The sequence below is a fragment of the Mastigocoleus sp. MO_188.B34 genome, assembly GCF_030065675.1.
Lineage (GTDB): Bacteria > Cyanobacteriota > Cyanobacteriia > Cyanobacteriales > Nostocaceae > Mastigocoleus.
The window spans coordinates 23230-36811 of sequence record NZ_JASJDK010000053.1 but is presented as its reverse complement, the minus strand read 5'-3'; the positions used below and the strand labels follow the sequence as shown (position 1 = coordinate 36811).

Below are 13582 nucleotides of genomic sequence, written 5' to 3'. Positions count from 1 at the left end.
TCATGCAAACTATTGATAAAATTTACTAATAATTTGTCTTGAAAACCCTTTAGTCCGGTTCCATTTGCTTCCATTTTTTTTCGGGTTAAACGATTATTGGTCAAAATGAGAATTGCTGACCAATATGATGGTCGGGATTAATTTCGATCGCTTTATCATAAGCTTTCAAAGCTTCTTTAAATTTATTTATCCTTCTCAAAGCCCAACCGCGACTCACCCAAGCTGAATAAGAATCAGGCTGTCTTTCAATAACTTCATCATAGGATTTAATTGCATCTTTGTAACTACCCTCAAAAAATAAAGCATCACCTTGTTTTAAGTAATCATCTGTAGTAAAAAATAGTTGAGGATTCCCCAATTTTAAATCTTCAAGTTCTGCTGTCAGTTCCTGTATTTGCTTCTGAATATCTGGTTGATGGGTATCTGGAAGAGATGAAAGGGGAGGCGCTAATTTGGATAATTTCTGGACGATTGTATCTTTTTCCCGTTGAGCATCCGTAAATAAAAGATTGAGCTCGTCCATAAAACTATTGACAAATTCTTTTTGTTTCTCCAGACTTTCTGTTAAGTCAGATTTAAGCTGATTAATTTTATTTTGAATATCTGACATCATTTCTTCTGCCTCTGATATTTTACTAGTATTTTCTCTAATTAATTTATCTATTTCTACCTGATTAGTATCTATTCTCTCCTGTAGGGATTTGATTACTTTTTCCTGAGTAGCTTCTATTTCTTTTTCTAACTTATTTTTAATATCTGATTCTAATTTTCTGATTATAATTATGCGGAAGAACCAAAAAGCAAGTGCGCCTCCTATAGGAATTATTATGAACAAAAGATTGATAATTCCTATGTTCCAATTGATTAAATTTATGGTAGTTTCAAATACTGTGTTTACCGTACGGTCAACCTCTTCTTCTACCTGCTCTTCTATCTCTTGCGAACGCTGAAGCCTTTCTAATTCTTGGATTTGCTGCTCTTCAGGTGTTGTTACTGACTTTTGCGTTGATTTCTGTGTTAAAGATGACTTTGGTGTAGGTTGTGCCGTTGCATAGTTGTTTGATAAGTTAATGGTTACCAAAATAATTAAAACTAAATGTTTAAATAAATGTTTAATTCCCATACTTATTACGTAATCATAAGCATCTGTTAGACTTAAAAATCTAATTAAATGATAAAGCTTATTAGCCACGCTAAATTTATCGTTCCAAGAAGTTTGCCAACTCAGTTACTAACTACATTAAAAGTGAACAAGCGTACCGTTGTTAAAATACTCAAATTTATCTTAATTGTCCTGCTAGTAGTTTTAGGTATATGGCTCTTAAATACCTATGGAATGGAACAAGTACAAGCTAAAGTTAAGCTACTGGGAGTTTGGGCTCCTCTAGGAATTTTTGCACTGCGCTTCGTTAGCGTAGTAATTCCGGCGCTTCCAAGTTCGGCTTATTCTCTGCTTGCGGGAAGTTTGTTTGGCTTCACTACAGGGGTTGCGGTAGTTTCTTTCGCAGATATCATCTCCTGTTCTATAAGCTTCTATTTGTCCAGACGTTACGGTCGGGATGTAGTCGCGAAATTAGTTGGCGATCGCTTTATGAATCGCGTTGATGAACTCAGTCAACGTCACTTAGAGCGTAATTTTTTCCTGATGACTGCTTTTTTGATGACGGGTTTATTCGATTTTGTCTGTTACGCTGTTGGACTGACCAAAGCTTCTCCTAAGTTGTTCATACCAGCTCTTGTAATAGGTGTTTCCATTTCCAACGCCACTATTGTAGCTGTTGGTGCTGGTGTTTCTGGGGGAAGTACATGGCTCTTGATTCTTGCGATGATTGGAGCATTTGTTTTAGCGATCGTCACCGGAATTGTTCAACGCAAACAACAGGAAAAATCTCTGGAGGTCATTGATAAAGAATGAGAGCGTTGAACCAGATTGTTTAATTACAATTTTTGGGGTTTATTAATTTGCGTCCCAAACATTAGTCTTTCTACAATTAATTCCTCTGCACTTGGTTTTTTACGAACAATGAAAAATATATAACACCCATAGTGGGACATAACATGTTATCTTATTGATAATTATTCTAGATAAATCATAGGGTAATTGCCTGCTCTCCATTAACCATTCAATACAGATGCAAGAATATCCAAACTTTTTAGCGGCTATTGAGGGTGTTTGTGAAAAATGGTGTCAGCAAAATGGTTATACAGAACCGTTTTGTCGTAATGGAGAGTACTGGGCTTTTCCTCCGGGTGGAGCGATCCCGGTGAAGATACGAGATATTATTCAAACAGATAAACGACAAGCTCAACTAGTTCGTATTGGTCGTGTTTCTTTCTGGTTATTACCAGATGGCTCTTTGCAAAAAAGTAAAGAGTAAATTTATGATGAGAGATTTTATCCTTATTGATATTAATTAGGAATAAGTGCAAGCTCTACATATGCGATAGAGGGAGGCTAAAGCACAGCTGCAAAGCAAACGCTACAATTGATTATGTATTTTATCTATCTTGAGATACTATTCTTACATAGGCATGTATGTAATACGGACATACTGCTTATATTATTACAGATATATTATTAACTCGATTTTAATTCTTGCTGATATTGTGAAATACCAAAGCTTGGTAAATAACTATTTTCCAAAATTCTTAATAAGGAAACTTCATTTAAAGAAAAACCTACCAATTCTAAACCACTAAAACGTTTTGGGACTCCTTGTAAATACCGTGGTAGATTCAGTTCTAAAAAATCGATTGGTGGAATATCAGAGATAAATTCTGTATAAATGATACGACCATCATCTAAATTAAAGATTCCCTTAGCACGAATAACTTTTCCATAAATATGTTCAGTTATTTCATTCCACAGTTTATTAAAACTATTAATATAAATTACTTTTCCAGTATTTACTAAGCGAAAAGTTTCTAACTGGTGAAAATTTTCTCTAATTGCAGCACCAGTTAGTATCTCTTTTCCCCAAGAATGCCATCTACATCTTTTACATAGAGGAGGTAATATAGCAACTGGATAATAAGGTAAATCTTTTAAAAGTTCTTCAATATAGCCTAGTCCTAAATTACTTTCCAGTTCTATATAAGCCATATCTGCCGATTCTAGCTCATCAAGGAATTTTTCTTCTTGACCATCTCCAAATACTTTTACTTTAGGAAAATCTATACTAATTCTCTTTTGGTCTATCTGGAATTTCCCCGTACCAGGCTTGAAATATAGTATTTTTTTATAATATTGTGGAAAACCTTTTTCCTTTAAAGCTATTTGTTGATGTATCCAAGTAGTTTTACCACAACCGACATAACCACCAACTACTACTATTTTTTCTTCGTCCATTCTTTGTATCGCTATATTGCGTAATTTTTTATTTAGATTTGTCCGCGATAAATACCCATCAGTAATTTTTATCTGCTAGAAGTTTTTTATACGGTTTCAATTTCAGACACTTATTTGAATAGTGATTTTGTCAGGATTGTTCGTTGAAAATAATTTATTGAAAATACCTACTGATTGTATTTATTTTTTGTTGTGCTTCAGATTGCAAGATTTATCTTAAATGCTTGTCCTCCTTGTAAATACAACTACCAGTAAACTAATGCAATTATTATAGGCAATTAATAATATATGTCAATAAACCTGTTATTTTTGTACCTCAAGTTACATACTTGTCTAACTTCAATTCATGTTGAACAAATAATTCTTTGAACCCAATCATTAAGTGTTGTAGATGTAAATTAGCAGTTGATTCACAACTAGATGACGTCTTTATTGACTAAATTCCACTCTCATAATTTATGTGGTACTTTTTATTAATTTACTTTTCAAGACAGGGTGTCACTCAGAGATCGTATTTAAATAATTAAGAAAGATTATTAATTATTTGACAAATAACTTGAGTGAAGAAAGCCACAATGTAACAAGCTTTATCTATAAAAATTCTCGAGAACTGAAAATTGTTCCTGGAAATATATATATGTTCGCCTGGATTAAATTGCTACAAGTATCCTGAATCTATGCGTTTTAAAGGCAACAAACAGAAAAATTATTGCTATCATCACCACGGATGAACTCGTGGGAGAGAATGAATGGATAAATCATTTAAACGTAAAGTACTAAAGTACATAGCACCAAACCTTAAAGTCAGAAGACAATTAACTATATCGTTATGTATTACTGTACTCCTATTTGGAACCTTTGGATGCGATCGGGTTTTTGGTCCACCAGAATATTCAGTTCGACGGGTGAGCGATGGTGATACCCTAGCGTTAACCGATCCCAACGGAGAAAAAATTAGCGTGCGTTTTGCTTGTGTGGATGCACCGGAGATACCCCATACAAATAAAGAAAAGAAAAGTCGGCGTTTAGCCGATCGCAGTCAATTTAAATGGGGAAAAAAAGCACAGGAACGCTTACAAGAGTTGGTAAGTGGTGCAGGAAATCGCGTGAGGTTAGACATAACCGATAAAGATCGATATGGACGCAGCGTTGCAGAAGTAAGGCTACCTGATGGTACTTTTGTCCAAGAAGTGTTGGTCAGTGAAGGATTGGCTGTTGTTTATCCTCCCTACTTAAAAAATTGTCCTAGCAAAATCTTTGTTCAACAAGCCCAAGGAGGAGCAAAAGCCAATAAAAAGGGTATTTGGAGCGATAAAAGGTTTATTGACCCTTGGGAATATCGCAAACAAAAAAAGAAATAATTATATAGCGGATTGCAACTAAGTGAGGTACAGTTCAAAAACTGAAAGTCAGTTATAAAGCCGATTCTACTTCTGTCTCCTGTCTCCTGTCTCCTGTCTCCTGTCTCCTGTCTCCTGTCTCCTGTCTCCTGTCTCCTGTCTCCTGTCTCCTGTCTCCTGTCTCCTGTCTCCTGTCTCCTGTCTCCTATCTCCTAACTCCTGTCTCCTGTCTCCTGACTTCTGCTATAAGTTATATTTTGAAATATTTTGACCTTTCTTAGCGCAGCTATTTTGACTTGTGCGTAGCGCTACATGTACCTTATCAATAAAAAATGAGGTTGATAATATTTTGGAAAATATCAACCCCATAAATTCAAGTGCCTTGTTTTGCGCTATTACCAATCAACTCAAGTGCAAGATATTTGACTTAGCTGAATGATTTTAATTTAGAGAACAATCGGGAAGAACTAGGGAAAAAATAAATATTTTGACTTTGATTTGTGTTTGTATTTTTGTCATGCAGGAGAACCTAATCAATTTTTCCGATTTGCAACATACAAACATCAAGCTTTTAGCTTGCTTTTGCATGATAATTTTAAAGCTAAAATATTATTTTGTATTGGCAATTAAACAGAAAAGATTAAATACTGAATATAAAAGATTAATAATTACACAAGGTTAATTATAATTAAACAAAAAATATTCACTTATTAGCTTGTGATTAAAAGATAAAGTCAGATATAAAGCCTTTTAGTTATATTAGGCGATATAATTTTACTCATGATACTAAAGAAATATTTGCTACACCCGAGCTAGATGGAGTTGATGTTCTATTCTCAAATAAAAATTCGCTATAATCAGCTAAATCATCAATTCCGATTAGATTTAGTAGAAGCTCAGTAATCAACCAGACAAAGGTTTTGAGCAATAATTTTCGCCACAGCACTTTTCCCATTGTTCTTCTCCCACAAATAATTTCCCTTCAAGTCATACTCCATGCTCGATCTAGCAACTAAATGGTGACTTCAAGGGACAATCTGTAAGAAAAATTACTATTACGTATTAATATTTGAATATCCCTTGTTGACCGATCCTAAATTAAAAGGTAATCGGGAATAAATAGAGAAGAGATAACAATGAATAACAAATAAAATTTTTAGTATTAGTCAATTACTAAATCGGAAATTATTGTAAATATATGTAATTTTTATTTGAAAATTGCGTAAAGTTTCTATACTCCTTAGAAGACATCTGTACGTCGAAGTTCAATTTAATCGGCTTACAATGCTCAATCTTACTAATAAGTACAATCTAAGAATTTTATTGGCTGCCTTAAATAGATGAATATGCGCAGAATACGCAATGCACAAATAAATCGAGTCGGTCGAATTTCAATCCCTAAAGTTTTAATTTCTAGAGATTCAGTTCCTAGAGTTTCAGTGTTGTCGATGTTTAAGTTTAAGTCACAACTAAATTTATCTAGAAGTCATCGCCAAAAAATATTTAAATTTATTTGTTTGTTTTTAGTATTTGCTATGACTGCTACAGCTTGTAGCAGAGGCGATCAATTAAAAAATTCCTCACCATCTTCTGAAAGTTCAGTCAATCAAAAAGTACTAAAAGTCTGGTGGGATAAAGGTTTCAACCCAGAAGAAGATGAAGCCCTCCGCACACTGGTGAGTAACTGGGAGAAAGAAACCGGAAATCAAATTCAGCTACTTTTATATACGACTGATTCTCTGGCAAAAAAAATTCGCAGATCCTTGCAAGCAGGCGATCCCCCTGATGTGGTTATGAGTTTTAAAGCTGAGAGATCGCCAAATTCACGTCTTGCTTGGGAAAATAAATTAGTAGATGTTTCTGACATCATTGAACCGCTGAAAAATCTCTATCCCAAACCAATTTTAGAAACAGTCAATTTTTATAACAACGTTAAAAAAAAGCGGAGTTATTATGGAATCCCAATTCACCAGGCGACAATGCAAATCTATTACTGGCGAGATTTGTTAGAGCAGGTTGGTCGTAGTGAAAAAGATATTCCCCAGGAATGGGATGCTTTTTGGGAATTTTGGAAAAAAGCTCAAGACGATTTGCGGGCTCAAAAATCTAGTGAAAAATCTAATATTTATAGTTTGGGGTTTACTCTTTCACCGGAAGCTGGCGATACTTACTACTTATTCGAACAAATTTTGGAAGCTTACGATGTAAAAATTGTTAGTCCCACAGGGGAACTTCTAATTGATAAACCCGAAACACGTCAAGGTATTATCAAGGTGTTGGAGTGGTACAAAAACTTTTACCAAGAGGGCTATATTCCACCGACTGCTTTGACGTGGTTGAACCCAGGTAATAATCGCAGTTTGCTGAACCGGGAGATATTAATGACTCCTAACTCCAGTCTGTCAATTCCTGTGGCTGTGCGTCAAGATCCGGATATTTACCACAATAAGCTGGGTATTTTGGAGTTTTTTCCCAACAAACCAAATGGTAAGCCAATGGAACATTTAACTATGGCTGAGCAAGCAACGATCTTAGCCGATTCCACAAATCAGAAATTAGCTAAGGAATTCTTGCGTTATGTTGTAAAGACAGAAGTATTGAAAACTTACCTCAGAACAGCTGGAGGTCGCAATTCACCAGTTTTAAAACCTGTATGGGAAGATCCTTTTTGGACAAATCCCAAAGATCCCCACATTTCTACTGCAACTAAAACTTTTACTCAAGGTAGAGTTCGCTATTTTCAGATTTCTCAAAATCCTGCTTACAGTAAGGTTCTTGATGAAAATGTTTGGGGAAAAGGTCTGAATAAAGTTATTGTTAAGAAAATTTCTCCAGAGCAAGCAGCAGATGAATGCATCAAAAAAATCAAGCAAATTTTTGATGATTGGGAAAAAAGTTAGTCTACTTAAAAAGTTGCTTTTTTAAAAAGTTAGTGATTTGAAAAGTTAGTGATTTGAAAATTTAGTGATTTGAAAATTTAGTGATTTGAAAAGTTAGTGATTTGAAAAGTTGGTTTTTACAAGCTAGTTAATTTTAGCTGCTTATTTGACTTTTTTCCTGAAAAGAGTAAAGGATCACGAATCAAGGGTGAAGGGTTGAGCAATTTGAGACTAAACTCTGCACTTTTGATTTTGGGTACCCCGTAATCAGCCTTGATAGAGAAGGATAAATGAAATTTTGGAAGCAACAACTGACTACTAAAATTGCAAGTTCCTTCTTGCTACTATCTCTTCTAACTGTTGGTGTCGTTGGAGGAGTTGCATTTTTCAGTGCAAGGGAAGCTCTCGAAACAGCAGCTTTTAATAAGCTTAAGGTTGCAGCTGCACTCAAAGAAGAAGAAATTACCCGTTGGTTTGAATACCAGCAACGGGATTTTTTGCTGGTAACTGAATTTCCAGACGTCAAAGCTAAGATTAATAAAATTCTCGATCAGGATATATCTGAATCTGAGTATAAGGCGATCTCTGAAATTCTTCACCAGTATTTGACACAAATTAATAAGGTCAAACCAAATTTACAGGAAATATCGATTCTTGACCGTACTAATAAAATAATTATTTCTACGAACAAAAAGCGTCGAGGTAAGTACGAACCTTCAGCAAACGTAACTGATGTTGAGAAAGTTAAGCGGGGAGATAAATTTACACCAATTTTTTATAGAGCCCATGATACTGGTAAACTTACTGTAACTTTATCAAAAACTTGGAGAAACATTTCGGGAGTCCGTCAAGGTGCAATTTTGGCGAATCTTAACCTGGAACGAATTGATGAAATTGTTCGTGAAAAAACAGGTTTAGGAAAAAGCGGTGAAACCTACTTAGTTGGTTCTGTAGGTAATGACAACATATTTATTTCTAAAGGAAATCGGGAACAACCTCTCAAAACTGTTAATAGTTATGGTATTGATCGGGCAATGCTCGGGCTCAGTGGTGATGAACTTTATAGTAACTATAACCAAATACCAGTATTGGGAGTATATCGTTGGTTGAACGAGCAAGAATTTGCTTTACTGGTAGAAATGGGACAGCATGAAGCATTTGCTCCAGCCCGTAGACTGGCGAACATCATTGTAATTTTGGGCTTAACAGCTGCGGGAATATTATTAATTGGGGTGTATTGGTTGTCACGACAACTAGAAATTTCCCGCAAGCAGTTAGAAGATTACAGTCATCAATTAGAATTAAAAGCCCAAGAAGCAGAAACAGCTAACCGAGCAAAAAGTGAATTTCTCGCTAATATGAGCCATGAATTGCGCACTCCTTTAAATGCAATTTTAGGATTTGCTCAGTTAATGGAGCGGGATCAAATGCTCAATTCTCAACAGCATAATTCTCTTGCGACCATTAACCGTAGTGGGGAGCATTTATTGGCTTTGATTAATGATGTTTTGGAAATGTCAAAAATCGAAGCCGGTCGCACTGTTTTAAATCCAGAATCCTTTAATTTGCATCGCCTTTTGCAAATTCTCAAAGATATGTTTCAACTCCGAGCGACTGCAAAAGGATTGGTACTGGAATTTGAGACAGATCCAAATTTACCCCATTTTGTCATTGGCGATCGGGGAAAGCTCCGTCAAGTGTCGATCAATCTATTGGGTAACGCTATTAAGTTCACTCAGAAGGGTGGAGTTACATTTAGAGTAAAAGTTAAATCATGGCACAAACAATATCCAGGAGAAAAACTCTGTACCCTTTACTTTGAAGTGGAAGATACGGGTAAAGGTATAAATACAGACGAAGTAGATAAAATTTTCGACCCCTTTGTACAAACTGCAAGTGGCGCTCAAGCAAGAGGTGGAACTGGTTTAGGGCTTGCTATCAGCCGTCAATTCATTCGCATGATGGGAGGTGATATCTTTATTAATAGTGTTCCAGACAAAGGTTCTACCTTCTACTTTGAAATTAAACTTGCTTTAGCGAAAAGATCGAAAACAGATAAACCTGTAAAACGTCAGGTTATTGCATTAGCACCATCCCAAGAGAATTATCGCATTCTTGTAGTTGATGACCGTCAAGAAAATCGAGACTTATTAGCTGAATTACTGAGCAAAGTTGCTTTTGATGTACGTACGGCCAATAATGGAGTTGAGGCCATCGAAGAATGGGAAGAATGGAAGCCTCATTTTATCTGGATGGATATGCGTATGCCTTTGATGGATGGCTATGAAGCAACTAGGAAAATCAAGGCGCGATCTCAAGAACACGCTACAGCGATTGTCGCTTTGACAGCGAGTGCTTTTGACGAACAGCGAGCTGATATTTTAGCTGCAGGTTGTGATGATTTAGTTCACAAGCCTTTTCAACAAGAAGTAATTTTTGAAACAATTGGTAAATACTTAGAAGTTGAATATATTTACAAAGGCGAAAATGAAGATCGGGACTCGGAGGAGGATTCTGATTCCACTCAAGAAATCAGACTTACTCCAAAAGATTTGAGGGTAATGTCCGAAGAATGGGTTGCAAGTTTAAACCAAGCAGCTATTGAAGTGGATGCAGATTCAGTTTTGCAATTAATAGAACAGATACCAAGTAGCGATCAAAATTTAGCTGAAAAACTTAAAATACTTACCTCACGCTATGATTTTGATACAATTATTGAGTTAAGTAAGAATTAATTAACTCAAAATAAAACAGTGTTTTCACAGACAATTAGTATTCTTTAGTACTATATAGTAATTCAATTATTTGTTTTGTAATTTTTTTTAATATTTTAAATTTGATTTTGATTGTGAGTTCAAATATTGGATAGATATATATTATAGAAAATTAAAAATATCGATAAATATGTAATGCTTTGATTTTTATTTGCAAGTCAGAAAAAGATAAAATCCTTGTCACACAATGCTTTTCGCTTTTAGTTATGACTACATTCTTAATTGTATAAAATAAAGTGACAAGCCTGAACGCAGTTCAATATTTACACATCATCATTAATTTTTTTCCTAGAGAGTAACGGAATAAGAGTAATATTACGAGATTTGGATAACTTTTCCAATAAATTGCAACTCTCTAGTTCTTATTATTTGCTACCATGAAGAATAACCGAGATTAAAAAATTCCCATGTCATAAATTATGCATTGAGGGATTTGTATTGCTATCTGAAGTCGAATGCTTGCAAATAAAGCTTACCCTTGTGAAGTGTGTGCTGATTTCGCTAGTGTTCTATGTGCATTTGAGAGTTATTTAGAACAACAAATCAAACTATTTATCTCTCAATATGTATATCTTGGTAAAATGCGCTGCTAGGAACTTATAGAAGTTCTCAAGAATTTTGTTGGTCCATCTTTTACCAAGTACAAAATGCAAGTAGGTTTGTAGAATAGAGACTTGAGGTACTTATCCTTAGTTTCTTATTATGTCGTACTACGAATTTCAGTATTTATTTTTAGCGATTGTGGGATTGATTTAAGAATGGGAGTTATATAAATTTTTATTAATATGCTTTGTTAGCAAAACCCTTGTCAAGGAAGTTTTCTTGTTTTTGGGGAGGCTATAGTTAAGCTTATTGATGTAACTTCTTCTTAGAATCGGTTTTAAAACAAAGGAGCTATCCCTGAAAACCGACATATATGGAATCTGGGAGGATTAACAATTATAGCAAGATGAAAATCGAACGGGGATGAGCCCTTGCAAGGCTATACCTTAAAAAGATAAAAGAAAAAACTGATATTTTTATACAATAACCTCCGAACTTTATCCACTTCTTATTAACCGTTACCTCCCTCAACGGCTTTATTAGTAGTTAGAGAACTAAAAGCTTCCCAGATTGAACATTCTTACTTCCCACATGTAAAGTTTTCTGAGGACTTTACATAAGTTTAGGATCGAGGACAAGAATGATTTTCATACTTATAGTACTTACGAAAATTGAACTTGTAGGATTAGAATCTAAAAGTTAGATTTTTACTCCTCCCAAACCAATCTGTTCCCGAACAAAATTGTGTAAGCTTTGATTTATTGCTGTTAAGGTACTGAGTACTGCTATTTTTTTACAAATGACTTAATATCCTGAATCATCAGGAGATTTCGTGTTGCTGTTACTAGTTGTTACTCTTAAATAGCATCAGAAACTTAAGTAATAAAACTTGAAAGCTGTTATTTATAAAACTCCATCTCTGCTTTTGAATTTTTCTATGCTTAGTATCAAATATTCTTTGTAATTAGAATCCAAGATTCATTGAATAGAAATTAAGTAGTTTAGCGCGAATAAAGTTGGACTTTCATTTATCGTTTATTGGCAACGATAAAAAGAGTGTTGCAATATCAGATAATATTGTTTGCTTTGTTACCAATTTTCTACTTGTTTGACTCGCTTTTTTGATTAATGTCGTCTAACTGATTTAGGAAAATGACATTCCCGGAAGTATGTAACTTTGTTGAATACCCAGAAGCAGAAAGCTACTCTCTCAGACGAAAATCTACTGATTTAATCGAGTCTAAATCAGTATTATCCAAAAATATCACTGAATCTGAAGAGAATCGAGCTTTTAACCTCGCAGAATCTGCACTTGTATCCATAAAAGGAAAGTCTTTAAATAACTTACAAAGAGCTATTTTTAAAGGAGCTTGGCAAGGTCAAACCTATGAAGAAATTGCATCCGAAATCAATTGTTCAGAAGGTCATATCAAAGATGTTGCAGCTGATTTATGGAAACAAGTATCTGAAAAGTTGGGGCAAAAAGTTTACAAGAAGAATTTTAAAGCAATTCTAGAGCAGCGATTATCTACTGGAGAATTAGCATTGTGTAAGTCTAATCAAATTCCATGTAATTATTTGAACAACAGGAAAAAGTATTGGGGTGAAATTCCTGATATTTCTGGTTTCTATGGACGAGATGAGGAACTATCTACCCTCACAGGATGGATTAATAAAGACCAATGTAGACTGTTGACAGTATTAGGTATAGGAGGTGTTGGTAAAACTACTTTGATTGCTAAATTAGCAAAACAGGTTCAAAATCAATTTGAGTTCATAATTTGGCGTAGTCTGCATAAAGCTCCGGCTTTTGAAGATACGATGACAATATTGCTCAACTTTTTCACTTATCCTAAAATTGCAGACTCACCCACAAGTGTGGAAGAGAAAATATTACTCTTGCTTGAATTCTTTCGCTCTCACCGTTGTTTAGTAATTTTTGATAATCTGGAGTCAATTTTAGAACCTGGGGAACAAGTAGGTTGTTACAAGGAAGAATATTCAGGATATGGCGAACTGATTCGGTACATTGGTATGATTCAGCATCAGAGCTGTTTAGTACTAACCTCCCGAGAAAAACCGAGAGATTTGGAACTCCAAGAGGGGGAAAACTTACCCGTTCGTTCGTTTTACCTTAAGGGTTTACCGCTCAAAGAAATTCAAAAAATTTTACTGGCGATTTCACCATTCTCTGCAACAGAAAGTGATTGGAATTTTTTAGTGAGGTATTATGCTGGAAATCCTTTGATGCTGAAAATTTTAGCGACTCAAACCAAAGAATTGTTTGAGTGTAACATCTCAAAGTTTTTGCAGGTAGGAGAGTACAAGATCTCAGAAATAAGGGACTTGCGCAATCTGCTTTCTCGACAATTTGAGCGTTTATCAACTTTAGAAAAGCAAATAATGTATCAAATTGCTTTGGATGAAGCTCCTATTGATATTAAAAGCTTGCAGGAAAAAACTTGTTTATCTAGTTCTGCAAGTAAATTTATGGAAGCATTGAGAAGTTTACTTCAGCGTTCCCTGATTGAGAAGACCCCTGCTGGATTGAAACAAGAACCGGTTATTATGGATTATGTAAATATGAAACAGGTTTGATTGAATATTAGAAGGATATAGAAGGACTAAGAATATAGTCATTTAGTATCATTGATATTAAAATTATCAATAGATATTTCCTAATCCCAAATTCTAAAC

General features: G+C 34.8%; 9 protein-coding genes. 6 read left to right on the top strand and 3 right to left on the bottom strand.

Features of this window, described 5'->3' with window-relative positions; all coding sequences use genetic code 11:
- Positions 1-100 precede the first annotated feature (100 nt).
- The gene (locus QNJ50_RS14480) at positions 101-1192 is read right to left on the bottom strand and encodes a tetratricopeptide repeat protein (RefSeq protein WP_300636336.1); all 1092 of its coding nucleotides are present in this window, start codon (positions 1190-1192) and stop codon (positions 101-103) included.
- A gap of 54 nt (positions 1193-1246) precedes the next feature.
- Between QNJ50_RS14480 and QNJ50_RS14475 the strand changes: the two genes are divergently transcribed.
- Together QNJ50_RS14475 and QNJ50_RS14470 are read left to right on the top strand one after the other, a co-directional pair.
- The gene (locus tag QNJ50_RS14475) at positions 1247-1915 is read left to right on the top strand and encodes a VTT domain-containing protein (RefSeq protein ID WP_300636334.1); all 669 of its coding nucleotides are present in this window, start codon (positions 1247-1249) and stop codon (positions 1913-1915) included.
- A 217-nt stretch (positions 1916-2132) separates the two neighbouring features.
- On the top strand, positions 2133-2378 hold the full coding sequence (locus QNJ50_RS14470; RefSeq protein WP_300636332.1) for a hypothetical protein: 246 nt from the start codon (positions 2133-2135) through the stop codon (positions 2376-2378).
- Between the two features lie 200 nt (positions 2379-2578).
- Here the strand turns inward: QNJ50_RS14470 and QNJ50_RS14465 are convergent, their stop codons facing one another.
- Entirely contained in the window at positions 2579-3349 is a 771-nt protein-coding gene (locus tag QNJ50_RS14465; RefSeq protein WP_300636331.1) for a GTP-binding protein, read from the bottom strand.
- Between the two features lie 749 nt (positions 3350-4098).
- On the opposite strand from QNJ50_RS14465, the gene QNJ50_RS14460 reads away from it, so the two are divergent.
- Complete coding sequence (locus tag QNJ50_RS14460; RefSeq protein ID WP_300636329.1) at positions 4099-4710, top strand: thermonuclease family protein; 612 nt, start codon at positions 4099-4101, stop codon at positions 4708-4710.
- 757 nt (positions 4711-5467) lie between these two features.
- Here QNJ50_RS14460 and QNJ50_RS14455 read toward each other — a convergent pair.
- The gene (locus QNJ50_RS14455) at positions 5468-5644 is read right to left on the bottom strand and encodes a hypothetical protein (protein ID WP_300636327.1); all 177 of its coding nucleotides are present in this window, start codon (positions 5642-5644) and stop codon (positions 5468-5470) included.
- Between the two features lie 391 nt (positions 5645-6035).
- Between QNJ50_RS14455 and QNJ50_RS14450 the strand changes: the two genes are divergently transcribed.
- The 3 genes from QNJ50_RS14450 to QNJ50_RS14440 all read left to right on the top strand — a co-directional run bounded on the left by QNJ50_RS14450 (position 6036) and on the right by QNJ50_RS14440 (position 13483).
- A complete protein-coding gene (locus QNJ50_RS14450; RefSeq protein WP_300636326.1) occupies positions 6036-7589 on the top strand; it encodes an ABC transporter substrate-binding protein in 1554 nt (517 codons plus the stop codon).
- 269 nt (positions 7590-7858) lie between these two features.
- Positions 7859-10303, top strand: coding sequence for a hybrid sensor histidine kinase/response regulator (locus QNJ50_RS14445; protein ID WP_300636324.1), 2445 nt, complete (start codon positions 7859-7861; stop codon positions 10301-10303).
- Between the two features lie 1734 nt (positions 10304-12037).
- Positions 12038-13483, top strand: coding sequence for an NB-ARC domain-containing protein (locus QNJ50_RS14440; protein WP_300636323.1), 1446 nt, complete (start codon positions 12038-12040; stop codon positions 13481-13483).
- Positions 13484-13582: the final 99 nt, after the last annotated feature.